18 protein-coding genes and 1 tRNA gene are annotated in these 25870 nt (G+C 73.0%); 6 read left to right on the top strand and 13 right to left on the bottom strand.

The window, feature by feature from the left end; translation table 11 throughout:
• The first annotated feature begins 23 nt into the window (after positions 1 to 23).
• Together B100_RS0118055 and gad are read left to right on the top strand one after the other, a co-directional pair.
• Positions 24 to 1310: an ion channel protein gene (locus tag B100_RS0118055; protein WP_024885831.1), complete on the top strand. Its 1287-nt coding sequence runs from the start codon at positions 24 to 26 to the stop codon at positions 1308 to 1310.
• A 61-nt stretch (positions 1311 to 1371) separates the two neighbouring features.
• Positions 1372 to 2781 carry a glutamate decarboxylase gene (gad, locus tag B100_RS0118050; RefSeq protein ID WP_024885830.1) on the top strand — a complete coding sequence of 470 codons (1410 nt, stop codon included), beginning with the start codon at positions 1372 to 1374 and terminating at the stop codon, positions 2779 to 2781.
• Between the two features lie 41 nt (positions 2782 to 2822).
• Here gad and B100_RS0118045 read toward each other — a convergent pair whose 3' ends face one another.
• The 5 genes from B100_RS0118045 to B100_RS0118025 form a co-directional block, all read right to left on the bottom strand.
• On the bottom strand, positions 2823 to 3551 hold the full coding sequence (locus tag B100_RS0118045) for an ABC transporter permease (protein WP_037723043.1): 729 nt from the start codon (positions 3549 to 3551) through the stop codon (positions 2823 to 2825).
• A 35-nt stretch (positions 3552 to 3586) separates the two neighbouring features.
• Positions 3587 to 4558, bottom strand: coding sequence for a daunorubicin resistance protein DrrA family ABC transporter ATP-binding protein (locus tag B100_RS0118040; protein WP_024885828.1), 972 nt, complete (start codon positions 4556 to 4558; stop codon positions 3587 to 3589).
• 74 nt (positions 4559 to 4632) lie between these two features.
• Positions 4633 to 5274, bottom strand: a complete 642-nt coding sequence (locus B100_RS0118035) for a PadR family transcriptional regulator (RefSeq protein ID WP_024885827.1) — start codon at positions 5272 to 5274, stop codon at positions 4633 to 4635.
• 82 nt (positions 5275 to 5356) lie between these two features.
• Positions 5357 to 6817, bottom strand: coding sequence for an aldehyde dehydrogenase family protein (locus tag B100_RS0118030; protein ID WP_024885826.1), 1461 nt, complete (start codon positions 6815 to 6817; stop codon positions 5357 to 5359).
• A 124-nt stretch (positions 6818 to 6941) separates the two neighbouring features.
• Positions 6942 to 7766 carry a helix-turn-helix domain-containing protein gene (locus B100_RS0118025; protein WP_051490012.1) on the bottom strand — a complete coding sequence of 275 codons (825 nt, stop codon included), beginning with the start codon at positions 7764 to 7766 and terminating at the stop codon, positions 6942 to 6944.
• A gap of 386 nt (positions 7767 to 8152) precedes the next feature.
• Between B100_RS0118025 and B100_RS0118020 the strand changes: the two genes are divergently transcribed.
• Complete coding sequence (locus B100_RS0118020; protein WP_024885824.1) at positions 8153 to 8662, top strand: ATP-binding protein; 510 nt, start codon at positions 8153 to 8155, stop codon at positions 8660 to 8662.
• Between the two features lie 124 nt (positions 8663 to 8786).
• Here the strand turns inward: B100_RS0118020 and B100_RS0118015 are convergent, their stop codons facing one another.
• Positions 8787 to 9071, bottom strand: coding sequence for a DUF397 domain-containing protein (locus B100_RS0118015; RefSeq protein ID WP_024885823.1), 285 nt, complete (start codon positions 9069 to 9071; stop codon positions 8787 to 8789).
• A 378-nt stretch (positions 9072 to 9449) separates the two neighbouring features.
• Between B100_RS0118015 and B100_RS0118010 the strand changes: the two genes are divergently transcribed.
• Positions 9450 to 10016: a hypothetical protein gene (locus B100_RS0118010; RefSeq protein ID WP_486585658.1), complete on the top strand. Its 567-nt coding sequence runs from the start codon at positions 9450 to 9452 to the stop codon at positions 10014 to 10016.
• Between the two features lie 66 nt (positions 10017 to 10082).
• On the opposite strand, the gene B100_RS0118005 is transcribed toward B100_RS0118010, so the two are convergent.
• Entirely contained in the window at positions 10083 to 11198 is a 1116-nt protein-coding gene (locus B100_RS0118005; RefSeq protein WP_024885821.1) for a DUF2786 domain-containing protein, read from the bottom strand.
• Between the two features lie 89 nt (positions 11199 to 11287).
• On the opposite strand from B100_RS0118005, the gene B100_RS0118000 reads away from it, so the two are divergent.
• Positions 11288 to 12037 (top strand): Clp protease N-terminal domain-containing protein, encoded by a 750-nt coding sequence (locus B100_RS0118000; protein WP_024885820.1) that lies wholly within the window; start codon positions 11288 to 11290, stop codon positions 12035 to 12037.
• A 263-nt stretch (positions 12038 to 12300) separates the two neighbouring features.
• Complete coding sequence (locus B100_RS0117995) at positions 12301 to 14001, top strand: bifunctional 3'-5' exonuclease/DNA polymerase (protein WP_024885819.1); 1701 nt, start codon at positions 12301 to 12303, stop codon at positions 13999 to 14001.
• 13 nt (positions 14002 to 14014) lie between these two features.
• On the opposite strand, the gene B100_RS0117990 is transcribed toward B100_RS0117995, so the two are convergent.
• From B100_RS0117990 to topA, 6 genes are all read right to left on the bottom strand, one after another.
• Positions 14015 to 15958 (bottom strand): AfsR/SARP family transcriptional regulator, encoded by a 1944-nt coding sequence (locus tag B100_RS0117990; RefSeq protein WP_051490011.1) that lies wholly within the window; start codon positions 15956 to 15958, stop codon positions 14015 to 14017.
• 467 nt (positions 15959 to 16425) lie between these two features.
• Positions 16426 to 16502: transfer RNA gene (locus tag B100_RS0117980), tRNA-Thr, on the bottom strand.
• A 119-nt stretch (positions 16503 to 16621) separates the two neighbouring features.
• The gene (locus tag B100_RS0117975; protein WP_024885816.1) at positions 16622 to 18208 is read right to left on the bottom strand and encodes an alpha/beta hydrolase; all 1587 of its coding nucleotides are present in this window, start codon (positions 18206 to 18208) and stop codon (positions 16622 to 16624) included.
• A 91-nt stretch (positions 18209 to 18299) separates the two neighbouring features.
• On the bottom strand, positions 18300 to 19505 hold the full coding sequence (locus B100_RS0117970) for a DNA polymerase III subunit delta' (RefSeq protein ID WP_024885815.1): 1206 nt from the start codon (positions 19503 to 19505) through the stop codon (positions 18300 to 18302).
• 163 nt (positions 19506 to 19668) lie between these two features.
• Positions 19669 to 22815, bottom strand: coding sequence for a dTMP kinase (gene tmk, locus B100_RS0117965; protein WP_024885814.1), 3147 nt, complete (start codon positions 22813 to 22815; stop codon positions 19669 to 19671).
• Between the two features lie 134 nt (positions 22816 to 22949).
• On the bottom strand, positions 22950 to 25772 hold the full coding sequence (gene topA / locus B100_RS0117960; protein WP_024885813.1) for a type I DNA topoisomerase: 2823 nt from the start codon (positions 25770 to 25772) through the stop codon (positions 22950 to 22952).
• Positions 25773 to 25870: the final 98 nt, after the last annotated feature.

Here is a 25870-nt window from a genome sequence, read left to right as displayed (position 1 = left end):
TTTCGCCCGCTTATCGTGTGCGCGTGGCCCAGGACAGCACGCAGTCGGCTCCCGCCGTCGCCCCCGCGACCGCGGCACGGGCCCTCCTGCCGACTCTCGTGCCCGCGCTGCTGGTGGGCGTGGTGACGAGCCTGGTCCTGCTCGGGGTGAGCGCGGCGGCCGAGGAGCTGCAGGACGTGCTGTGGCAGACCCTGCCGGACGCGGTCGGCGTCGGCCGGTACTCCGTGCTGTGGATGTTCACGGTGCTCGTCGCCACGGGGGTGGCGGTCGGGCTGGTGGTGTGGAAGGTCCCCGGCCACGCGGGCCCCGATCCGGCGACCACCGGGCTGGAGGCGCCGGTGCTGCCGCCCGCGGTGCTGCCCGGGCTGCTGCTGGCGACCGCGTTCGTCCTGGCCGGCGGGCCCAGCCTGGGTCCGGAGAACCCGATCATCGCGGTGAACGTCGCGCTGGCCGTCGCGCTCGGCACCCGGGCCTTCCCCCGGGCGCCGCGGCGCGGGTGGGTGGCCCTGGCGGAGGCGGGGACCATCGGGGCGCTGTTCGGGACGCCGGTCGCCGCCGCGCTGGTGATCTCCGAGGCGCTGGCCGGGCAGCGCGTGAAGGGGCAGCTGTGGGACAGCCTCTTCGCCCCGCTGGCCGCCGCCGGGGCCGGCGCCCTCACCACCACGCTGGTGTCCGAGCCGAGCTTCGACCTGCGTCTGCCGCCGTTCGGGCAGCCCGGCTGGGACGACCTGCTGGCTTCCCTCGTGGTCGCCTCGGCGGGCGCGCTGCTCGGCATGTGCGCCGTGTACGCCTTCCCCTTCGTCCACCGGACGTTCCGGCGGCTGCGCCACCCGATGCTGATGCTCCCGGCCGGCGGCGCCGTCCTGGGCGGCCTCGCGGCGCTCGGCGGGCATCTGACGCTGTTCAAAGGGCTCGACGAGATCGCCGAGCTGGCCCGCGACCCGGACGGCTGGACGGCGGGCGAGTTCGCCACGATGACGGTGGTGAAGCTGGCCGCGCTGCTCGTCGCCACCTCCTGCGGCTTCCGCGGCGGCCGGATCTTCCCCGCGGTGTTCGTGGGGACCGCGCTCGGGCTGTGCGCCCACGCGCTCGTGCCGGCGGTGCACCCGGCGGTGGGCGTGTCGGCGGGCGTCCTCGGCCTGCTGCTGGCCATCACCCGGCAGGGCTGGGTGAGCCTGTTCGTCGCGGCCGTGCTGGTCGCCGACACCGGCATCCTCACCCTTCTGTGCCTGGCCACCCTTCCGGCCTGGCTGCTCGTCACGGGCCGCCCGCACATGCAGCTGCGGGCGGACGGGACGGCAGTCCGGTGACCTTCCGCTTCCCGCCCCGAACGGCCCGCGTCCGGGCCGTCCGACACCGTACGGAGGACCCATGCCGCTGCACCAAGGCCGGACGGCCGGCGAGCGCCCGCTGTCCGTCAACCCGTTCCTCGGACCGGCGAACCCGGTCGGGGGTATGACCGAGGCTCCGCCCAAGCACCGCCTCCCGGACGACCCGATGGCGCCGTCGACGGCGTATCAGCTGGTGCACGACGAGCTGATGCTGGACGGCAACGCGCGGCTGAACCTGGCCACCTTCGTCACCACCTGGATGGAGCCCGAGGCCGGGCTGCTGATGGCGGAGTGCCGGGACAAGAACATGATCGACAAGGACGAGTACCCGCGCACCGCCGAGCTGGAGCGGCGCTGCGTGTCGATGCTCGCCGACCTGTGGCACGCGCCCGACCCCGGCAAGGCCGTGGGCTGTTCGACCACCGGGTCCAGCGAGGCGTGCATGCTGGCCGGTCTGGCGCTGAAGCGGCGCTGGTCGCTGCGCAACGCCGGCCGGTACCCCTCGCGCGAGGCCCGCCCCAACCTCGTGATGGGCGTGAACGTGCAGGTCTGCTGGGAGAAGTTCTGCACCTTCTGGGAGGTGGAGCCCCGTCAGGTGCCCATGGAGGGCGAGCGGTTCCACCTCGACCCGGCGGCGGCCGCCGAGCTGTGCGACGAGAACACCATCGGCGTCGTCGGCATCCTGGGCTCCACCTTCGACGGGTCCTACGAGCCGATCGCGGAGCTGTGCGCGGCGCTGGACGACCTCCAGGAGCGCACCGGCCTGGACGTCCCCGTGCATGTCGACGGGGCGTCCGGGGCGATGATCGCGCCGTTCCTCGACGAGGACCTGGAGTGGGACTTCCGTCTGCCGCGGGTGGCGTCCGTCAACACCTCGGGGCACAAGTACGGGCTGGTGTACCCGGGTGTGGGCTGGGTGCTGTGGCGGGACGTGACGGCGCTGCCCGAGGAGCTGGTCTTCCGGGTGAACTACCTGGGCGGCGACCTGCCCACCTTCGCGCTGAACTTCTCCCGCCCGGGCGCCCAGGTCGTGGCGCAGTACTACTCGTTCCTGCGCCTGGGCCGGGAAGGCTACCGGGCGGTGCAGCAGGCCGCGCGGGACGTGGCCACGGGGCTGTCCGCGCGGATCGAGGCGCTCGGCGACTTCCGGCTGCTCACCCGGGGCGACGAACTGCCGGTGTTCGCCTTCACCACCAGGCCGGAGGTGACTACGTACGACGTCTTCGACGTGGCCCGGCGGCTGCGGGAGACCGGCTGGCTGGTGCCCGCGTACACCTTCCCCGCGAACCGTGAGGACCTGGCGGTGCTGCGGGTGGTGTGCCGCAACGGCTTCTCCGAGGACCTCGCCGACCTGTTCGCCGAGGACCTGACCCGGCTGCTGCCGGAGCTGCGCCGCCAGCCGCACCCGCTCACCCGGGACCGGAACGCGGCGACCGGTTTCCACCACTGACCGTGGTCCGGCTCCCGCCCGCGGGAGCCGGACCACGCGTCTCAGCGGCTGAGCCGCGCGAACCGCCGTACCGCCAGCGGGAAGAAGACCGCGAGCAGGGCGAGCGGCCAGGCGATCGCCGCCCACACGTGCCCCGGTTCCCCGCCCGGCCCGCCGAACAGGTCCCGTACGGCCGTGGCCGTGTGGGACAGCGGGTTCCATCCGACGACCGTGGCCAGCCAGCCGGGCATCGACTCGGGGGTGGCGAAGGCGTTGGACAGGAAGCCGACCGGCCAGACCAGGATCTGCACGGCCTGCACCATCTCCGGCCTGCCCGCCACCAGCGCCAGGTGGATGCCGATCCACAGCATCGCGAACCGGAACAGCAGGAGCAGCCCCACCGCGCCCAGGAACGCGGCCGGTCCGCCGTTTGTGCGCCAGCCCAGCGCGGCGGCCACGCCGAACAGCACCGCGAGGCCGAGCACCGACTGGAGCATGTCGGCGGCGGAGCGGCCCACCAGCACCGCGCCGTCCGCCATCGGCATGGACCGGAAGCGGTCGAGGACCCCCTTGTTCATGTCCTGGGTGACGGCGATCATCGTGCCCTCCAGCCCGAAGGCCATGGTGAGCGCGAGCATGCCCGGCACCAGGAAGTCGAGGTACTCGCCGCTCACCCCCCGGCCGCCGCCGACCAGGTAGCCGAACATCAGCAGCAGCATCACCGGGAAGACCAGGTTCACCACCACGGTGACCGGCTGCCGGCCCCAGCGGGCCAGCTCCCTGCGGGTCATGGTCCAGGAGTCGGTCAGTGCGTAGGCCGTGCTGCTCACGCTGCCTCCTTCACTCGCTCGTCGCGCCCGGTCAGCCGCAGGAACACCTCGTCGAGGGTGGGCCTGCGCAGGGCGATGTCCTCGGCCTCGACACCGGCGCCCTCCAGGGCGCGGACCACGGCGGCGAGGGCCGCCATGCGGTCGGTGACGGGGGCGCTCAGCAGCCTCCGGTCGGCGTCCACGGTGACCGCCTGCCGCTCCACGGGCAGCAGGGCGGCGGCCGCGTCCAGCTGTCCGGCGTCGCGCAGGACGACGTCGATGCGGTCGCCGCCGGTGGCCGCCTTGAGCTCGTCGGCCGTGCCGTCCGCGACGACCCGGCCGGAGTCCACCATCGAGACGCGGTCGGCCAGCTGGTCGGCCTCCTCCAGGTACTGGGTGGTGAGCAGGACCGTCGTCCCGCCGCCCACCAGGGAGCGGACCGCGCTCCACACCTCCGCGCGCCCGCGCGGGTCGAGTCCGGTGGTCGGTTCGTCCAGGAAGAGCACCTCCGGTTCGGTGATCAGGGAGGCGGCGAGGTCCAGCCGGCGCCGCATGCCGCCGCTGTACTGCCGCACCGGCTTGGCTCCGGTGCCGGAGAGCTCGAACCGCTCCAGCAGTTCGCCGGCCCGGGCACGGGCCCGCCGTGCGCCCAGGTGGTGGAGGCGGCCGAACAGTTCGAGGTTCTGCCGGCCGCCGAGTTCCTCGTCGAGTGCCGCGTGCTGGCCGAGCAGGCCGATCCGCAGCCGTACCGCGTACGCCTCGCGCACCACGTCGTGCCCCGCCACGACGACCCGGCCGGAGTCAGGGCGCAGCAGGGTGGACAGGACCCGCACCAGGGTGGTCTTGCCCGCGCCGTTCGGCCCGAGCACCGCGTGGACCGTGCCCCGGGCGACGGTGAGGTCGAGTCCGTCCAGTGCGGGTGTGCCGGCGTGCTTGGCCCCCCGGTACGTCTTGCGTGCTTCCTCGACGGTGATCGCCGCGTCGGACACTGAAGCCCCCTTATTAGTCAAGCTTGACTAGCACCCCGACCGTAAGGCCCGGCTCACCCGCTCGTCAAACTTGATTACTCGACATCCCCGGGATGCCGCTGTCCCGTCCCGTACGGGTTCTCCTCGCCCTCGGCGAGCACGCCGACGAACGGCTCGCCCTCGCCGGCGAAGGTGTAGGCGCCGCCCCGGATGCGTTCGACGAGGCCGCGGGTCCACGCGGCCCCGGTGTCCGCCGAGTGGACCCAGAAGTCCATGATCTCGCCGATGTGGCCGAGCTGACCGGGGCCGTTCTCGGGCGTGTAGTACTCCGTGACGGCCTTGCGCCACTCCCCGATCGACGCCAGCCGCCGCTCCAGCAGGGCCAGGACTTCCGCGCGCTCCAGGTCGACCATCAGGCCGAGCCCGGCCGAGAGCACGTCAGGCTTCTGGTCGTAGGAGGTCAGCGCCTCCCGCAGCAGCCGGAAGTACTCCTCGGTGCCCTGCTCGGTGACCTCGTACTCCGTGCGCGGCGGGCCGCCCGCCGTGGAGGGGGCGGTCTCGTGCGCGCGCAGCAGTCCCTGTTTGGCCATCTGCTTCAGCGCGTGGTAGATCGACCCGGGCTTGGCGTTGGACCACTCGTGCGCGCCCCAGTACTCCAGGTCGTTGCGCACCTGGTAGCCGTGGGCCCGCCCATGCTGGCGCACCGCGCCGAGCACGAGAAGACGGATCACTGACATGCGGACCAGCGTAGGCCCGCTTCCGGCGGGGCCGGGAGCGGGCCTACGGGGTGCGCGGTGGGTACGGGGCAGGGGGTGCGGCTCAGAACGGGAAACCGCTGCGGCCGTGCTGCACCGAGATCCACTTCGTGGTGGTGAAGGCGTCCAGCATGGTGTCGCCGTTCAGCCGGCCGACGCCGGAGTGCTTCTCGCCGCCGAACGGCACGATCGGCTCGTCGTGCACGGTGCCGTCGTTGACGTGGAACATCCCGGAGTCGATCTGCTTGGCGAAGCGCACGCCCCGCTCGACGTCCCCGGTGTGCACGGCACCGCTGAGCCCGTACGGGGTGTCGTTCACGATGCGTACGGCCTCCTCCTCGCCGTCGAAGGGGACGAGGAAGGCGACGGGGCCGAAGACCTCCTGGCGCAGCAGGGCGGAGTCCGCGGGCAGGCCGGTGACGACGGACGGCTCGACCAGGTTGTCGCGCCGGGCGCCGTGCAGCAGGGCAGTGCCGCCCTCGGCGAGGGCCTGCTCGACGACACCCATGAGGGCGTCCGCCTGCTGCGAGTTGATCACCGGGCCGATGACGGTCTCCGGGTCGCGCGGGTCGCCGGCCTTCAGGGAGCGGACCTTGGCCACGAACTTCTCGGTGAACTCGTCGGCCACCGCGCGGTCCACCAGGACACGGTTGGCGGCCATGCAGACCTGGCCTTGGTGCACGTACCGGCTGAACACGGCCGCGTCGACCGCGTAGTCCACGTCGGCGTCGTCGAGGACGACCAGCGCGCTGTTGCCGCCCAGCTCCAGCACCGCGCGCTTGAAGAGGGAGGCGCACACGGTCGCCACGTGCCGGCCGACCTGGTCGGAGCCGGTGAAGGAGATGACCTTCGGGACCGGGTGCTCCAGGAAGGCGTCGCCGATCTCCGCGATGTCGGTGATCACGACGTTGAGGAGGCCGGCGGGCAGTCCCGCGTCCTCGAAGATCTTCCCGATCAGGGAGCCGCCGACGACCGGCGTGTTCTGGTGCGGCTTGAGCACCACGCCGTTGCCCAGCGCGAGTGCGGGGGCGACGGACTTCAGCGACAGCAGGAAGGGGAAGTTGAACGGGCTGATCACGCCGACCACGCCGACCGGCACCCGGTAGACGCGGTTCTCCTTGCCGTCCACCGGCGAGGGGATGATCCGGCCCTCGGGAGCCAGCGCCAGGTGCACCGACTCGCGCAGGAACTCCTTGGCGAGGTGCAGCTCGAAGGCCGCCTTGAGGCGGGTGCCGCCGAGCTCGGCGACGATCGCCTCGGCTATCTCCTCCTCGCGCTCCTCGACCAGCCGGAGCGCCTTCTCGAACACCGCGCGGCGGGCGTAGGGGTTGGTGGCCGCCCACTCCTTCTGCGCACGGGCGGCCGACCGGTACGCCTGGTCGACCTCGTCGACCGTGGCGATGGTGATCGACGCGAGCTTCTCGTCGTCGTACGGGTTGAAGTCGATGATGTCCCAGGAGCCGGTGCCCGGGCGCCACTCACCGTCGATGTACTGCTGAGCCAGGTCGGTGAAGTACGACGACATGTGATCCCTCGATCCCTTGCTGCGTCAGCAGAAACACGATCAGCGCACCGGGGCGTGATCACACGTCATCGTACTTGTGTTGCAAGGGAGTTGAAGGGCCACTCGGGTCGGCCGCAGGCGGCCTTCAGGACAGCTGCAGCAGCCCCCGGAGCAGGTCCCGGCTCTCCGCCGGACCCGGGCTGTCGTGCTGCAGCTCCTTGAGCGCCTTCTCGTACTGGGCCACGTCCTCGGACTTGTCCAGGTAGAGCGCGCTGGTGAGCTGCTCCAGGTACACGACGTCCGACAGGTCGGACTCGGGGAAGCTGAGGATGGTGAACGCGCCGGACTCCCCGGAGTGGCCGCCGAGACTGAACGGCACCACCTGGAGGCGGATGTTGGGCCGCTCGGAGATGTCGATGAGGTGCTGGAGCTGGCCGCGCATCACCGCGCGGTCGCCGTAGGGCCGGCGCAGGGCCGCCTCGTCGAGCACGACGTGGAACTCGGGGGCGTTCTCCGACACCAGGTACTTCTGCCGCTCCAGGCGCAGTGCCACCCGCCGTTCGACGTCGGCGTCGCTCGCGCTCTTCATGCCGCGCCGCACCACCGCGCGGGCGTACTCCTCGGTCTGCAGCAGACCGTGCACGAACTGCACCTCGTAGGCGCGCAGCAGCGAGGCCGCGCCCTCCAGGCCCACGTAGGTGGGGAACCAGCTGGGCAGGACGTCCGAGTAACTGTGCCACCAGCCCGCCACGTTGGCCTCCTTGGCGAGGGAGACCAGCGAGGCCCGCTCCTGCTCGTCCGTGATGCCGTACAGCGTCAGCAGGTCTTCCACATCCCTGGTCTTGAAGCTCACCCGGCCCAGTTCCATCCGGCTGATCTTCGATTCCGAGGCGCGGATCGAGTAGCCCGCGGCCTCGCGCGTGATTCCCCGCGCCTCACGCAGTCGCCTGAGTTGTGATCCGAGCAGCATGCGCCGCACCACCGATCCCGGCTCTCCCGCGCTCACGTTCGACAGCCTCCCCAACGGTCTTCCGGGCCCGAAGTCTGCCACTAAAACACTTCGAGCAGTACTCGACCGGTTACGCAAACGGAAACCGGTCGAGCGATCCGGTCACGAAGGTGCACGGGACGGACGGCGGAGCGCAACGGGATGAGAAGAGAACAGCCAGGAGGGAACAAGGAGATGACGGAAAAATTGGCCAACAAACCCGTACGGTGGGGCTGATTTCGGTCAGCTGCACGTGCATCTGCCCTTGCATCTGCTGTACGCATCCGAAACCATGGTCCCCGCACCACCGCCGCCTCGCTACGACCGCGAATTCGGGAGTGCCTCGCATGGGGACGAATGGATCGACCATGCTCGAGCCGTTACGGCAGGGCCTTCCTCCGCTGAACCTCGCGGCCGCCTCCGACGCCGCCTCCTGCGCCCTGCACGCCCGGTACGAAGCGGTGCGGGAGGCACGGCAGTTCACCCGCGCGACCCTCGACCAGTGGCACATGGGCGACCGGTTCGACGACGTGTGCCTGGTGGTCTCCGAACTGGTCACCAACGCCCTGCGCCACGCCCTGCCGGCCGGCGCCCCGCGACTGGCCGCCCCGGAACCGCCGGTCCGGCTGCACCTGATGCGGTGGACCGGGCGACTGGTGTGCGCGGTGCGCGACCCCAGCGACGACAGTCCGGTCACCCGGGAACCCGAGGACCCGTCCGACGACTGCTCCGCCGAGTCGGGACGCGGGCTGTTCCTGGTCGACTCGTTCAGCGACAGCTGGGGCTGGCATCCGCTGGCGGGCGCGCTCAGCGGCAAGGTGGTGTGGGCGCTGTTCCGGCACCCGAGCGCGGCGGACCGGTCGGCACCCGGCCTCTGAGCCCGTCCGGGCGCATATGCGTGCGGCAGATCTACGCGCGTCGCGGGCCGGGGTACGGACCGGCTCCTGGACGAGGCCGCCGGGCGGCGGTCGCCTTCACCGGACTCCGGCCGCCCGGAGGGCGTCAGCCCGCGACCAGGTGGTCGAACTCACCGTCCTTCACGCCCAGCAGCATGGCCACGATCTCCGCACGCGTGTAGACGAGCGCGGGCCCCTCGGGGAAACGGGAGTTGCGCACGGCCACGTCCCCTCCGGGCAGCCGGGCGAACTCCACACAGGACCCCTGCGAGTTGCTGTGCCGGCTCTTCTGCCAGGCCACACCGTCCAGCCGGGTGGCCGCCATGCCGTTGTACACGCCGGACGCGCCGGCACCGTCGTGCCCGTCACCGTCGTACACGTCGTGGTCCACAGGTCGCTCCCCGCTGGTGCACTGGCTGGTGTGGCCATTGATGCAGTAGTCAACTGACCCGGATCATAACTCCGTTTCACCTGCATATGCATGGGCAGATGCACGTGCACGCGGGGTGTTCCCGCGATTACAGCCCCACCGGCTCCCCGATGTCCGCTTTGACGGACGCTTTACCGAACCTCGCTGCTTCAAAGACGCACGCGAGCGCCTTTGTGTTCCCTCATGTGCCGTTCTGGTGGGAGGTGGGTGACGCGTCTCCGGTGAGCCGGTACCGATGGTGCGAGGTCCGTCACGCGGGTCTGGCCGGTTACCGGGCGGTTCCTGTTAGCTGGCTGCGGTCGTCCGGCCGTGAGGGCCGGCTACAGGGAGGGGCTCGCAGTGACTTCGGAGGCTTCGGTGGGTGCGGCGGACCGGGTCGGCCCGGCGGCGTACGGGCGGACACGGCGCGGATCGCGTTCCCGGCGCGTGCGGATCGCCGCCGCGGCCGTGGGTCTGGCCGGCGCGCTGACCCTGACGGCATGCAGCGACGGCGGCTCGGACGACTCCCCGTCCACCTCCACGCCGCCGGCCACGCGGACCCCGGACGACGGGGGCGGTACGGGAGGCTCCGGTGCGAGCGAGGCCCCGGCCGGGGAACTCCAGGGCAGCTGGCTGACCACCGCGGACGGCAACGCGGTGGTCCTCATGGTCACCGGCGGGGAGGCGGCCCTGTTCGCCACGGGCGGCACCGTGTGCAGCGGCACCGCGACGGAGGACGACGGGGGCGGCTCGATCAGCCTGAAGTGCCCGGCCGGCGGCGGGGACCGGACGAAGGGCACGGTGGAGTCGGTCGACGCGACGTCCCTCACGATCGCCTGGACGGGCGGCGCGGGCACGGAGACGTTCACCAAGGCGGAGGGCGGCTCGCTGCCTCCGGGGCTGCCGACGGACGGCCTGGGCTCCTAGGTCCCGTCGACCGGGTCTCCGACGGGACCCGGCAGCCTTTTCCCCGGGCGCGTGCGGCTTGGGGGCTCAGGGCAGGCGCGGCCGCCCCCGCATCCGCGCCTCGTCCGCCGCGCGGGCGCCCTGTTCCCAGCCCGCCGCGTCGCTCACGCCGCGCAGGCGCGTGGTGGTCGTCTCCGGGAACAGCCGGTCCGTCCGTTCGGTGACTGCGACCTCCCGCGAGGCCAGGACCGGCAGCAGGTCGTCGCTCACCTGCGCCTCGGCCGCCGCCGCGAGCCGCGCGCCCACGCGGTGTGCGTACGCGGCGAGGAAGGACTGCCGGAAGGTCTTGGTCCGCTTGCGGCCGCCCTTGCGCTGCTCGGCCTCCGCCCTGGTCATGGCGGTGGTCGCCTGCACCAGCAGCGAGGTGTACAGAAGCTCGACCGCCTCCAGGTCGGAGGCGAAGCCGACCACCGTGGAGAAGCCGAACGGCTCGTTCCACACCGCCCGGCAGTGGTTCGCCGTGGCCACCGCGTCCAGCAGCACCGCCTTGGCCTGCTCGTACGGCGGCTCCACGCCGATCCGGCAGGCGTCCGGCGTCCGGGCGGCGGGCGCCCGCGCGGCGAGCAGCGCCTCGTCGATGCTGTGCCGCGCCATCAGTTCCTGCGCCTTGGCGCTGAGCGCCTCCGCCTCCTCCGGAAACCCCGTCCCCTCCGCCTTCGCCAGCAGCGCCCGGATGCGCCCGAGCACACGCGACTCGGGCCGCCGTTCCCGCCCGCCGGGCACCGTCACGTCGTCCAGCGGTTCCAGCACGGGCAGCCGCAGCAGCAGGCGGTACAGCTCCAGAACAGCCGTGGCGTACGAGAAGCGGTCGCCGCGCGGGCCGGTGTCCGTCGGCAGCTCGTCGAGCTGGGCCTTCCAGCGCGGCCCGCGCGGCCGACTGTCGCGCGGCGCCTGGGCGCGGATCAGGGAGGCGGCCAGGCGTACGTGGGTCTCCTCCAGTTCGCGGCGCACCACCCGGACCACATCGGCGGGCTGCCAGCCGCGCTGCCAGGCACTCGCCACGAACTCCTCGCCCCGCCGGGCCAGTTCCGCGTCGGCGGCCGGGTCGGCGGCGAGCAGCGAGGCAGCCGTGTCCAGGGCGGCGTCGCCCGTGTCGTAGAGGGCGGATCGGAAGGCGCGGTCGACGGTGCCGGACGTACTCACACAGCCGATCGTGCCATGCCTCCGGAAGGTCACCCGAAGGTGTCAACCACGGGTTGACACGGCCCTACTGTCAACTTACGGTTGACATCATGACGACGAACCCCGCCATCAAGTCATCCGTCCGTCTCGACGACCTCATCGCGGCCATCAAGACGGTCCACGTCGAACCGCTCGAACAGCTCCAGGACGCGGTACTCGCCGGCGAGCACCTCGGTGACGTCGCCGACCACCTGATCGGCCACTTCGTCGACCAGGCCCGGCGCTCCGGCGCCTCCTGGACGGACATCGGCAGGAGCATGGGCGTCACCCGGCAGGCCGCCCAGAAGCGCTTCGTGCCGAAGGAGGGCAACGACCTCGACCCGAGCCAGGGCTTCAACCGCTACACCCCCCGCGCCCGCACCACCGTCATGGCCGCCCACAACGAGGCCCAGGCCGCCCGCAACGCCGAGGGCCTCCCCGAGCACCTGGTCCTCGGCCTGCTGGCCGAACCGCAGGGCCTGGCCGTCAAGGCGATCACCGAGCAGGGCGTCACCGTCGACGCGGTCCGTGAGGCCGCCCGCGCCGCGCTGCCCCCGGCCGTCGAGGACGCCCCCGAGCTGGTGCCGTACGGCCCGGCGGCCAAGAAGGTCCTGGAGCTCACGTTCCGCGAGGCGCTGCGCCTCGGCCACAACTACATCGGCACCGAGCACATCCTGCTCGCGCTCCTCGAACACGAGAACGGCACCGGTGTGCTCAGCGGTCTCGGCGTCGACAAGGCGGCCACCGAGCGGTACCTCGTCGAGATGCTCGCGCAGTTCGTCGAGACGCAGACGGAGCCCGAGCCGGCGCCGGAGGACTGACCGAGACGGAGACCGAGCCGGCGCGGGAGGACTGACCGAGACGGGCTCAGAAGCCGAGCCGGCGCGGGAGGACTGACCGAGACGCACGCGGAGGTCCAGCCGGCGCCGGAGGACAGACCGGAAACGGACACGGAGGCCGGCCCGGCGCGGCAGGACCGACCGAGACGGGCTCAGAAGCCGAGCCGGCGCCGGAGGACCGGTCACCGGGCGGGACGACCGCGCCCACCAGGCCGTTGTCATACCCCCCTGCGACACTCGCGTACATGACCGGCCGCTGGGCGCTCGCTCCGGCCGAGGACGGTGGCGTGGACGTCGCCCCCCTCGGCCCGGACGGGCTGCCCTGCGGGCCGGTGCGGCGCGAGGCGGACCTCGCCGAGGCCGTGCGGAGCCGGCCGGGCGTGGTCCGGTGGGTGTGGCGGTCCACCGCCGAGGTGTATCCGCGTCTGCTCGCCACGGGGGTGCGAGTGGAGCGGGCCTACGACATCGAGGCCGCCGAGACCCTGCTCCTCGGCCATGAGGGGCGGTACGGGGAGCCGCACTCGGCCGCCGCCGCGCTGGCCCGGCTGCGCGGCGGCCCCGTACCGCCCGATCCGCCGCAGCGGCACGCCGAACCGGGTGCGCAGTCGCCGCTGTTCGACCCGCAGGCGGCCCCGCTGCCGCTGGCCGACCTGCTCGCGGTCTACGCCGAGCAGCAGCGGCGCACCGACGCCACCGCGCACCCGGACCGGATGCGGCTGCTGACCGCCGCCGAGTCGGCCGGCACGCTGGTCGCCGCCGAGATGAACCGCGCGGGGCTGCCCTGGCGGGCGGACGTGCACCGCGCGCTGCTGCACGACCTGCTCGGCGAGCGGTACGCGGGCGGGGGTGAGCCGCGCCGGCTGGCCGAGCTGGCCGACGAGGTGTCCACCGCCTTCGGCCGCCGGGTGCGGCCCGACCTGCCGGCCGACGTGGTCAAGGCGTTCGCGCAGGCCGGGATCAAGGTGACCTCGACCCGCCGCTGGGAACTCCACTCGGTCGACCATCCGGCGGTCGAGCCGCTCCTGGAGTACAAGAAGCTGTACCGGATCTGGGTCGCCCACGGCTGGTCCTGGCTGCACGACTGGGTGCGTGACGGCCGCTTCCGCCCGGAGTTCCTCGCGGGCGGCACGGTGACCGGCCGCTGGGTGACCAACGGCGGGGGTGCCCTGCAGATCCCCAAGGTGATCCGCCGCGCGGCCGTCGCCGACCCCGGCTGGCGGCTCGTCGTCGCCGACGCCGACCAGATGGAGCCGCGGGTGCTTGCGGCCATCTCCCGCGACCCCGGGCTGATGGAGGTGGCCGGGCGCGAGAGCGACCTCTACCGGGCGGTGTCCGAGCGGGCCTTCTCCGGCGACCGTGACCGCGCCAAGATCGCCGTGCTCGGCGCGGTCTACGGCCAGACCTCCGGCGACGGCCTGAAGAACCTCGCCGCGCTGCGCCGCCGCTTCCCCAAGGCCGTGGCATACGTCGACGAGGCCGCCCGCGCGGGCGAGGAGGGCCGGCTGGTGCGGACGTGGCTGGGCCGCACCTGCCCGCCGGCCGCCCGGACGACGGACGACGCGACGGAGGAGGCGGGCATCCCGGTCGGACCGGCCGGGGACGAGGACCGCGCCTCCGACGCCCGCGTGTGGGTCCCCGGGTACGCCTCGACCGACGCCCGCGCGCGTGGCCGCTTCGCCCGCAACTTCGTGGTCCAGGGCAGCGCGGCCGACTGGGCGCTGCTGCTGCTCGCGGGCCTGCGCCAGGCTCTGACCGGCATGGTGGCGGAGCTGGTGTTCTTCCAGCACGACGAGGTGATCGTCCACTGCCCCGAGGAGGAGGCGGAAGCGGTGACGGCGGCGATCCGAGGGTCCGCCGACGCGGCGGGCAGGATCGCGTTCGGCGAGACGCCGGTGCGGTTCCCGTTCACCACGGCGGTGGTGGAGTGCTACGCCGACGCGAAGTGACCGGCCGCCGCTGTCAGACCTGACCGTCACCGTCACCGTCGTCGCCCTCGTCCCCGTGCGCCCCGGCCCCGGCCGCGCGTTCGCGGGCGAAGTCACGGACCAGTTCGTACGGCACGTAGTGCCCGTACGCGGTCTCCTCCAGCAGGGCCACGTCCACCAGCCGGTCCAGCGCCGCCTCGGCCCGGGTCTCGTCGATCCCGGCGAGCCGCGCCAGCACCGGGGCGGTGCAGTACGGCAGGTCGTGGGCGCCGAGGTGGCACAGGGCGAGGGCCGCGTCCCGGTCGACGCGGCGCTCCGAGGCGGCGAGCGCGTCGTGGGTGACGGCCAGCGAACGGCGGACGCTGAGGTCGTCGTACTCCAGGTGGGGCAACCTGTTTCCGGCGTCGGCCAGTTGCCCGGCGAGCACGTCCGGGGTGAGGGCCGCGCGCGCGGCGAGCCGGGCCGCGACCACCCGCAGCGCCAGTGGAAGGCGCCCGGTGAGCGCGACCAGCGGATGGCCGGCGGCCAGGCCGTCCCGCCCGGAGGCGGCGCGCAGCAGCTCGGCGCTCTCCTCGCCGGTCAGCGGACCGAGCGGGAAGCGCGCGACGCCGTCGAGGGCGGTGAGGGGCGAGCGGCTGGTGACGATCACCGCACAGCCGCCTCCCGCCGGCAGCAGCGGCCGTACCTGGGCGGCGCTCGCGGCGTCGTCGAGCACCAGGAGCGTGCGGGTGGGTGCGAGCAGGGACCGCAGCAACGCGGAGGCGACTTCCGGGTGGTCGGGGATGTCGCAGGGTGAGACACCGAGGTCACGCAGGAGCACGGTGAGCGCCTGCGCGGCGGTCAGGGGTGCCGCACCGGGCACCGCGCCCTGGAGGGCGACGTACAGCTGACCACCGCTGAAACGTTCCGCCAGGGAATGCGCGACGTGGAGCGCGAGGGCGCTCTTGCCGGCCCCGGCAGTTCCGCTGAGGACGACGACGGCGGCGCCACCGCCCGTGCCCGGCGCACCGGCGAGCACCCGCCGCATGTCCTCCCGTACGCCGGTCCGCCCCGTGAACCAGGCCGGTGAGGGCGGCAGTTGAGCGGGCCGCACCCGAGCCATGCCCTCGCCCGACGGATCCAAGCGATGCGAACGATCCGAGCGGTCCGATCGCTGCGGCCGCGTCCCGCTCCCCCGCAGCACCTCCACGTGGGCCTCGCGAACCCCCCGCCCCGGCTCGACACCGAGTTCGTCGGCCAGGCGGGCCCGCAGATCACGGTGGACCACCAGGGCCTCCGCCTGACGGCCGGTGCGGTGCAGGGCGAGCATCAGCTGCCGGTGGTACGCCTCACGCAGCGGATGCTCGGCGGCCAGCGCCGCCAGCTCGGGGACGAGGTCGGCGAGACGGTCACCGCCCAGGGCGAGTTCGGCGTCGTGGCGCCACTCCAGGAGCAGCAGCCGAGCCTCCTCCAGCCGCCGCACCAGGACGTACCCACCCACCTCCTGCGGCAGCCCGGCCAGCGGACTCCCCCGCCACAGCGCGAGCGCGCCCTCGCAGGCGCGGCGCACCCGCTCCCAGTCGCCCTCGACGTACGCGGCACGGGCGGCGGCGGTGTGCGCGTCGAAGACCTGGACGTCCAGCTCGCCCTCGTCGACGCGGAGCACGTACCCGGTGGGGACGGTGACCAGCCGGTCGGGCTCGTCGAGCAGCCGCCGCAGCCGGGCCACGTGGTTGTGCAGCGAAGGCAGCGCGGAGAGGGGCGGCGTCGCGCCCCACAGGGCCTCCTTCAGCGCCTCGACGGAGACGACCCGCCCGGCGTCGAGCAACAGGACGGCCAGCAGCAAGCGCAGTTTGGGGCCGGTCACGGTGAGGATCGGGGCGTCGCCCCGCTCGCCGGCCCCCTCACCGTCGTAGAGGACCGGTGTCCCGAGCAGTCCGAAACGCAGCCCGCGCCGTGTCCCGCAGCACCCCTGCCTTCCGGGTGACCGAACGGGAATCCATTGGCCACATGTTAGCCATCCGTTGGCAAGGTTTGATGTGATCACTACATCGGATCCGGCCCGGGGGTGCGCGCGTCAGCCGCGCAACTCGGGGGAGTGTCGCCGCCGCGGCCTGGTCCGCACGAGGGTCCCCGGTCGCCAGAGGTGAACGACCGGGCCCTCGTCCTTTCCCCGACACCGCCGCCCACCGTCGCTCACGCCGTGCACGGCCTCGTCACCGTCCGCACCTCCGACGTCGAGGGCCTGTGCCTGCTCTGCGGACCGGCCGTCGAGGTCGTCAAGGTCGACGAGGGGCGTAGCGTCGAGCATCGATGCGCGCGGAGCAACCGTCCCACTCCCGGGCCGGGCAGTCGAAGACGATGTCACGGAGTCGCGCCATCCGCCCGCGATCGACCCGCCCGGCGCCTACCGCCCCACGGAACGACAAAACCCCAGGTCGGATGCCTTCCGAGCTGGGGTTCCAGTGGAGCCGCCTTCGGGATTCGAACCCGAGACCTACGCATTACGAGTGCGTTGCTCTGGCCATCTGAGCTAAGGCGGCGTGCCGTGTGCACCATGGTGCGATCAGCGACGTCGGTAAGTCTACACAGTTTCCGAGGGTGCTTCGTACCGGCCCCGGAGGCGGCCCCGAGCCACCGCCTCCGGGGGGCTCCGCACCGTCTACGAGCAGCGCTTTCCGTCCGTAGGAGGGGTGCCGTCGATCAAGTAGGTGTTGATCGCGGAGTCGATGCACGAGCTGCCGCGGCCGAAGGCGGTGTGGCCGTCACCCTCGTAGGTGAGGAGGCGGGCCGAGTCGAGCTGGCCGGCCAGGGCCTCCGCCCAGCGGTACGGCGTCGCCGGGTCCCGGGTGGTGCCGACGACGACGATCGGGGCCGCGCCCTTCGCCTCGATCCGCTGCGCCTCGCCCGTGGCCCGCACCGGCCAGTACGCGCAGTTCAGCGACGCCCAGGCGAGCCCCTCGCCGAACACCGGGGACGCCTCCCTGAAGGCGGGCAGGGCCTGCCGAACCTGGTCCGGTCCCTCGAAGGCGGGCGGCAGGTCGAGGCAGTTCACGGCCGCGTTGGCGAACATCAGGTTGCTGTAGGTGCCCTTCGCGTCCCGCTCGTAGTAGCTGTCGGAGAGGAAGAGGAGTCCGGCGCCGTCCTTCTCCTTCATCGCCGCCGTCAGCGACTCCCGCAGCTGCGGCCAGGCCGCCTCGTCGTACATGGCGGCGATCACACCCATCGTCGCCAGGGACTCGGTCAGCTTGCGGCCGTCGGCGTCACCGGTGGCGAGCGGGCGCGCGTCGAGCGCGTCGAAGAACGTCTTCAGGTTCTCGCCGACCCGCGCCGGGGACGTCCCCTTGCCGCCGAGCGGGCAGTCGCTCTGCCGCACGCAGTCCTCGGCGAAGGCGGTGAACGCCGTGCCGAAGCCCTCCGTCTGCTCCAGGTTGAGCTGCCGGGCGGACAGCGAGGGGTCCATCGCGCCGTCCAGCACCAGCCGCCCGGTCCGGTCCGGGAACAGCCCCGCGTACGTCGCGCCGAGCAGGGTGCCGTACGAGGCGCCGACGTACGTCAGCTTCTCGTCACCCAGCGCCGCGCGCACGATGTCCATGTCCCGGGCCGCCTCGACGGTCGACACATGGCGCAGCAGCTTCGGCGCACCCGCCCCGCACCCCTCGGCGAACGTCCGGTACGCCGCGACGAGCGCCTCGGTCTCCTTCTCGTCGTTCGGCGTGGTGTCGACGCGGGTGTACGCGTCCATCTCCGCCCCGTCCAGGCACTCGACGGGCTCGCTGCGGGCGACGCCCCGCGGGTCGACGGCGACGACGTCGTACCGGGCGCGCACATCGGCCGGGTAACCGATGCCGGCGTACGCCTGGAGGTAGCCGACCGCCGAGCCGCCCGGCCCGCCGGGGTTGACCAGCAGCGAGCCGAGCCGCTTGCCGGGACCCGTGGCCTTCTTGCGGGAGACGGCGAGGCGCACGTCCCCCGCGGACGGTTCGGCGTAGTCGAGCGGGGCCTTGAGCGTGGCGCACTGGAAGCCGGGGGCACCGCAGTCCCGCCAGGCCGGTTTCTGCTTGTAGTACGGCGCGAGGGCCGACGGCGTGGGGCCGGGCAAGGGGGCGAGGGCGGCGGCCGCTCCCGCCACCGGCGTACTGGCCCCGCTCGTCGAACTTCCGGAGGAGCAGCCCGCGAGCAGCAGCGCGGCCGTGACGAGCAGGGCGGCTGCGGTACGGGTCCTGCGTGGGGTGCGCCTTGTGTGCATGCTGCGAGCGTAACGGTGAGCGACCGAGTGAACGCGTTGTGCGCACGTCGTGCCCCGGACGAGTTACGAGCACCTCTCCGGTGAGCCCCGCTCAGCCCGCCCTCAGCGCCATCGACATCGCCTCCACCGCGAGCAGCGGCGCCACGTTGCGGTCCAGTGCCTCACCGCAGGCGGCGATCGCCTCGATCCGGCGCAGCGTGGCCTCCGGGGTGCTGCTCCGGGCCAGTCGCTCCAGCGCGTCCTCGGCGTCCGTGTTGGCGAGGGCGATGCGGGAGCCGAGCTGCAGGGCCAGGACGTCCCGGTAGAAGCTGGTGAGGTCGGCCAGGGCGACGTCGAGGCTGTCGCGCTGGGTCCGCGTCCTGCGTCGCTTCTGCATGTCCTCCAGGTCCTTGACCACCCCCGCCGTACCGCGGGGCAGCCGGCTGCCCTGGACCGCGCCGAGCGCCGCCTTCAGGTCCTCGGTCTCCTTGCCGTCCATCTCCTCGGCGAGGTGCTTGGCGTCCTCGGCCGCCGCGTCGACGAGTTCCTGCGCGGCTTTCAGCGCCCCGCCGACGTCCTCGACCCGCAGCGGCAGCTTCAGCACGGAGGCGCGGCGGGCGCGGGCGGCCGGGTCGGTGGCCAGACGGCGCGCCCGGTCGACATGGCCCTGGGTGGCGCGGGCGACGGAGGCGGCGACGTCCGGTTCGATGCCCTCGCGCCGGATCAGCATGTCGGCGACGGCGTCCACCGACGGCGTGCTCAGGACGAGGTGGCGGCAGCGGGAGCGGATCGTCGGCAGGACGTCCTCGACGGAGGGCGCGCACAGCAGCCAGACCGTGCGGGGGGCGGGCTCCTCGACGGCCTTGAGGACGGCGTTGGCCGACTTCTCGTTGAGCCGCTCGGCATCCTCGACGAGGATCACCTGCCAGCGGCCGTTCGCCGGGGAGGTGAACGACTTGCGGACGGTGTCGCGCATGTCCTTGACCAGGATCTCCGCGCCGACGGCGGCGACCGTCGAGACGTCGGCGTGGGTGCCGACCAGCGCGGTGTGGCAGCCGTCGCAGAAGCCGCAGCCGGGGGCCCCGCCGAGGGCCCGGTCGGGGCTGACGCACTGCAGCGCGGCGGCGAAGGCCCGCGCCGTCTGGTTGCGGCCGGCGCCGGGCGGGCCGGTGAACAGCCACGCGTGCGTCATGCGGGACGCCTCGGGCGGGGGCGCGTCGCTCGACGCGGCGGTGACGAGCGCGTCCGCGTCCCGGGCGGCGGCGGCGAGCTGTTCACTCACCCGCTCCTGCCCGACGAGGTCGTCCCACACGGTCATGGGTCAGCCCGCCCTTCCGTCACATCGGTGCCTTGCCGGATCCATTGTGCGGGTCGGCACCGACACACCCGTCCCGGCGGGCGTCGCATCCGCCGCCGACGACAGTGCCGGGCGCGCCCGAAGGCCCGCCCGGCACCCGCACCGCTCGTGGAACGAGCGCTCCTCAGCGCCGACGCCACCGCCCGCCGCCGCGGCCCTCGTCGTCGCCCTGGTCGTCGTCGTGCGGGCCGAGCAGTTCGTCGGCCAGCGACGGCAGGTCGTCCAGCGGGGTCTCCTCGGCCCAGTCGGACCGCTGCCGGCGGCGCGGGGCGCCTTCGGCGTCCACCTGGGGCAGCTCACGCGTACGGTCCTCGGGCTCCTGCGCGCCACGGCCAGGGCCGGGCTCACCGCCCCGCACCGGGGGCAGCACCGCCGTGTCGTCGGCCGCGCCCGGCGGGACCTGCGGCAGGGGCAGTTCCGTCGTCACCTCGGTGTCGGCCGGCGCCGGCCGGTCCGGCTCCCGTGCGCCGTCCTCGTCCCGCACCCGGGGCAGTACGGCCGTCTCGTCCACCGGTCCGCCCGTCGCGTTCGTCGGCGTCACCACCGGCGTCGGCACGGTCAGGGCCTCGTCGGCGTCACGGCCCGCGGAAGGCCTGGCCGGGGTGCCGGAGGGTCCGGCCGGGGCCTCGGAGGGCGTCACGGTGTTGCGCGGGCCCGCCTCCGCCGCGGCCGCCGCGCGCTCGGCGAGCTGACGGGCCTGCTCCGCGCGCAGCAGGGCCTCCTCGGCCTTGCGCTGCTTCTCCAGGCGCTGTGCCTCCGCCTCGGCGCGCAGCCGCTCCTCTTCCTCCGCCTGCTTGCGGCGGCGCTCCTCCTCGGCCTTGCGGCGCGCCTCCTCCTCGGCACGCGCCTTCTCCTCGGCGAGCAGCCGCTGACGCTCCTCCTCGGCACGCCGGCGGGCCTCCTCGGCGCGCTGCCGGGCCTCCTCCGCCTGCCGCTCGGCCTCGCGCCGCTGCGCCTCCTCCAGCTCGCGCCGCTTGCGCTCCTCCTCCTCGGCGCGCAGCTTGGCGAGCTGCTCCTCGCGCTCCCGCTCCAGGCGCTCCTCCTCGGCCTTGCGGGCGGCCTCCTCCTCCGCCTTGCGGCGGGCCTCCTCCTCGGCCTTGCGGCGCGCCTCCTCGCGCGCCGCGATCTCGGCCTCGGACAGCGGCAGCACCCGGTCGAGCCGGTGCCGGATCACCGTGGTGACCGCCTCGGGCTCCTGGCCCGCGTCGACCACCAGGTAGCGGCCGGGGTCGGCTGCGGCCAGCGTGAGGAAGCCGGAGCGCACGCGCGCGTGGAACTCCGCGGGCTCCGACTCCAGCCGGTCGGGCGCCTCGGTGAAGCGCTCCCGCGCGGCCTCCGGCGCCACGTCGAGCAGCACCGTCAGGTTCGGTACGAGTCCGTCGGTGGCCCAGCGGTTGATGCGGGCGATCTCGGTGGGCGACAGGTCCCGCCCGGCGCCCTGGTAGGCGACGGAGGAGTCGATGTACCGGTCGCTGATGACCACGGCGCCGCGCTCCAGCGCCGGGCGCACGACGGTGTCGACGTGCTCCGCGCGGTCGGCGGCGTACAGCAGGGCCTCGGCGCGGTGCGAGAGGCCGGCGCTGGAGACGTCCAGCAGGATGGAGCGCAGCCGCTTGCCGACCGGGGTCGCCCCCGGCTCACGGGTCAGGACGACCTCGTGGCCCTTGGAGCGGATCCACTCGGCGAGCGCCTCGGCCTGGGTGGACTTCCCGGCGCCGTCGCCGCCCTCCAGGGCGATGAAGAAGCCGGAGGCGGCGGACGTGGGCGCGGGGTCGTCGCCGCCGAGCAGCGCGTCGCGCAGGTCCTGCCGCAGCGGGACGCCGGAGCGGTCGTCGACCTTGGCCAGCACCAGCGCCGCCACCGGCAGCAGCAGCGCGCCGACCAGCATGAGCGTGAAGGCGGCGCCGCCGTGCGCGAAGACGAACTTGCCGCTCTCCAGGCGGTGCGGTCCGATCGCCGCCGCCACCACGGGGGCGACGACCGCGCCGAGCGCCACGTACACGCGGACCGCCGCGTGCAGGTGCTCGGTGACCCGGGCCCGGCGCTGCTCCTCGGTCTCCTGGTCGAGCAGGGTGTGTCCGATGTTGGCGGCCATGCCCGCGCCGGCGCCGGCCAGCGCCAGGATCAGCAGCACGCTGGTGACGTCCGGCACGAGTCCGGCGGCCAGCAGGGCGACGCCCGTGAAGGCGAGCGTGAGGGCGAGCATCCGGCGCCGGGACAGGGACGGCATCAGCAGCGGCGCGGTACGGATACCGACGACCACACCGCCGGTCAGCGCGCCCACCATCAGGCCGAAGAGCACGGGCCCGCCGCCCAGGTCCTTGGCGTGCAGCACCGACACGGCGACGGCGGCCGCCACCGCGCCGGCCACGGACGCGCCCGCGAACACCAGCAGCGGCAGCGCGCCGGTGCGGCCCTTGTCGGGTCCGGCGGCGCCCCGCGGGCGGCGCAGGCCCTCCAGCGGCGAGCGCGGGCGGGGCGTGCGGGTGCCGGGCAGTTCGAGGAAGGTGACGACGGACAGCGACGCGGCGAACAGTCCGGCCGCGACGTACGAGGCGAGCGCCGCCTGGTGCTCGCCGAACCACTCGATGCCCGTGCCCAGGAGGTTGTTGCAGAGGGCGGCGACGACGAGCGTCAGGGCGGCGAGCGGTATCGCCACGAAGCCGGTGCGCAGGGACAGCCGGCGCAGGGCGTCCAGGTGGTCGGGCAGCGGCCGGATGCTGGCGCCCTCGGGCGGCGGCCCGGGCAGCAGGGCGGGCGCGGCGCTCTCGCGGCACACAGTCCAGAACCGCTCGGCGACGCCGGCCACGAACGCGGTGACCAGGAGGATCGCCAGGGCGTTGTCCGGGGTCCAGTCGATCCACAGCGGCGCCACGATGAGCAGCGCGGCCCGCAGTCCGTCCGCGCCGACCATGGTCCAGCGGCGGTCCAGCGGCCCGTCCTGCGAGGTGAGCGAGGTGAGCGGGCCGAGGAGCACGGCCCCGAACAGCAGTGTCGCGAGGATGCGCACGCCGAAAACGGTCGCCACTGCGAACGCCGCTCCGCGGTACCCGCCGCCGAACGCCTGCTCGGCGACCGAGGCCTGGAGGGTGAGGAGCACCAGCACGAGGAGGGCGAGGACGTCTCCGACCCCGCCCACGAGCTGCGCGCTCCACAGCCGTTTCACCTGCGGTCGGCGCAGCAGGGCGCGGACGGCGCGCTCGCGGGAGTCCGCGACAAGGGCGTCGTCGGGGGCCGGTTGAGGGGCCGTGGGCTGCTCGGCTCGCGTCATGCGTTCAGCCTATCGGCCCGCGAGGACAGCCCGGGGCCGACGCGCCTGACATGCACACGTCCCGACACGGAACCGTGCCGGGACGTTCGCATTCCGAACGCCGGGTGGTGGAACCCGGCGTCACCGGACGGGGGTCAGTCCTCCGCGCCGTTCGCCGCGGTGGCCTTCTTGGCGGCGGCCTTCTTGGCCGTCGTCTTGGCCGTCGTCTTCTTGGCGGCCGTGGTCTTCTTCGCCGCCGTCTTCTTCGCGGGCGCCTTCTTGGCCGTCGTCTTCTTGGCGGTCTTCTTCGCCGTCTTCTTGGCGGGGCCCTTGGCCCGCTTCTCGGCGAGCAGCTCGAAGCCGCGCTCCGGCGTGATCGTCTCCACACTGTCGTCCGAGCGCAGCGTGGCGTTCGTCTCGCCGTCGGTGACGTACGGGCCGAAGCGGCCGTCCTTCACCACGACCGGCTTCTCGCTGACCGGGTCGGTGCCCAGCTCCTTCAGCGGCGGCTTGGCCGCGGCCCGGCCACGCTGCTTGGGCTGGGCGTAGATCGCCAGCGCCTCCTCCAGCGTGATGGTGAAGAGCTGCTCCTCCGCCTGCAGCGACCGCGAGTCCGTCCCCTTCTTGAGGTAGGGCCCGTAGCGGCCGTTCTGCGCGGTGATCTCCTGGCCCTCGGGGTCGGTGCCGACCACGCGCGGCAGGGACATCAGCTTCAGCGCGTCGTCGAGCGTCACCGTGTCCAGGGACATCGACTTGAAGAGGGAGGCCGTGCGCGGCTTGACCGCGTTCTTGCCGGTCTTCGGGGTGCCCTCGGGGAGGACCTCGGTGACGTACGGACCGTAGCGGCCGTCCTTGGCGACGATCGTGTGACCGGTCGCCGGGTCGGTGCCCAGCTCGAAGTCGCCGCTCGGCTTGGCGAGCAGTTCCTCGGCGAGCTCGACGTTCAGCTCGTCGGGAGCCAGGTCCTCCGGGATGTCGGCGCGCTGGTGCTGCTCGGTGTCCTTCTCACCGCGCTCGACGTACGGGCCGTAGCGGCCGACCCGCAGCACGATGCCGTTGCCCACCGGGAACGACGACACCTCGCGCGCGTCGATCGCGCCCAGGTCGGTCACCAGCTCCTTGAGACCGCCGAGGTGGTCCCCGTCACCGTTGCCCGCCTCGGCCGCGTCGCCGTTTCCCGTGCCCTCGCCGAAGTAGAACCGCTTCAGCCACGGCACGGCGCGGGCCTCGCCGCGCGCGATGCGGTCGAGGTCGTCCTCCATGCGGGCGGTGAAGTCGTAGTCGACGAGCCGGCCGAAGTGCTTCTCCAGCAGGTTGACCACGGCGAAGGAGAGGAAGGACGGCACCAGGGCCGTGCCCTTCTTGAAGACGTAGCCGCGGTCGAGGATCGTGCCGATGATCGACGCGTACGTCGACGGGCGGCCGATCTCCCGCTCCTCCAGCTCCTTGACCAGCGACGCCTCGGTGTAGCGGGCCGGGGGCTTGGTGGCGTGCCCGTCGACCGAGATCTCCTCGGCGCTCAGCGCGTCGCCCTCGGCGACCTGCGGCAGCCGGCGCTCACGGTCGTCGAGCTCGGCGTTCGGGTCGTCGGCACCCTCGACGTAGGCCTTGAGGAAGCCGTGGAAGGTGATGGTCTTGCCGGACGCGCTGAACTCGACGTCCCGGCCGTCGGCGGCGGTGCCGCCGATCTTCACCGTGACGGAGTTGCCGGTCGCGTCCTTCATCTGCGAGGCGACGGTCCGCTTCCAGATCAGCTCGTACAGCTTGAACTGGTCACCGGTCAGCCCGGTCTCGGCGGGCGTGCGGAAACGGTCCCCCGAAGGACGGATCGCCTCGTGCGCCTCCTGCGCGTTCTTCACCTTGCCCGCGTAGGTGCGCGGCTGCGGCGGCAGGTAGTCGGCTCCGTACAGCTGCGTGACCTGGGCGCGGGCGGCGGCGACCGCCGTCTCGCTCAGGGTCGTCGAGTCCGTACGCATGTAAGTGATGTAGCCGTTCTCGTACAGCTTCTGCGCGACCTGCATGGTGGCCTTGGCGCCGAAGCCGAGCTTGCGGCTCGCCTCCTGCTGCAGCGTCGTCGTACGGAACGGCGCGTACGGCGAGCGGCGGTACGGCTTCGACTCGACCGAGCGGACCGCGAACCGCGTGTCCGCCAGGGCGGCGGCCAGCGCGCGGGCGTTCGCCTCGTCGAGGTGGAGGGTGTTGGCCCCCTTCAGCTGCCCCAGCGAGTCGAAGTCGCGGCCCTGCGCGACCCGGCGTCCGTCGACCGTCTGCAGCCGGGCGACCAGCGTCGACGGGTCGCTCGCGTCACCGGCACGGCCGGTGGAGAAGGTGCCGGTCAGATCCCAGTACTCGGCGGTGCGGAACGCCATGCGCTCGCGTTCCCGCTCCACCACGAGCCGGGTGGCGACGGACTGGACGCGGCCCGCCGACAGGCGCGGCATGACCTTCTTCCACAGGACCGGCGAGACCTCGTAGCCGTAGAGGCGGTCGAGGATGCGGCGGGTCTCCTGGGCGTCGACCAGCTTCTGGTTGAGCTCGCGCGGGTTGGCCACGGCCTCCCGGATCGCGTCCTTGGTGATCTCGTGGAACACCATGCGCTTGACCGGGATCTTCGGCTTGAGCACTTCCTGGAGGTGCCACGCGATGGCCTCGCCCTCGCGGTCCTCATCGGTGGCGAGGAAGAGTTCGTCGGACTCCTTCAGCAGGTCCTTGAGCTTCTTGACCTGGGCCTTCTTGTCCGCGTTGACCACATAGATCGGCTGGAAGTCATGGTCGACGTCCACACCGAGGCGGCGCACCTCGCCGGTGTACTTCTCCGGAACCTCGGCAGCGCCGTTGGGAAGGTCGCGAATGTGCCCGACGCTCGCCTCGACGATGTAGCCAGGGCCGAGATAGCCCTTGATCGTCTTCGCCTTGGCAGGCGACTCGACGATGACGAGTCGGCGGCCGCCGTTCGCGGTCTCGCTGGTCGGGGACAACTTCGCTCTTCTCTCCGTCGACGCTCGGGCCTCCCCAGGCGCTTCTCCCCGGGGTCGGGTCATGGTGACGCTGCGGAGTGTGACGGTACATCCCGCCC

The organism is Streptomyces sp. CNH189 (assembly GCF_000527195.1).
The sequence above is the reverse complement of the archived record's forward strand: the minus strand, read 5'-3'. Positions and strand labels throughout refer to the sequence as shown.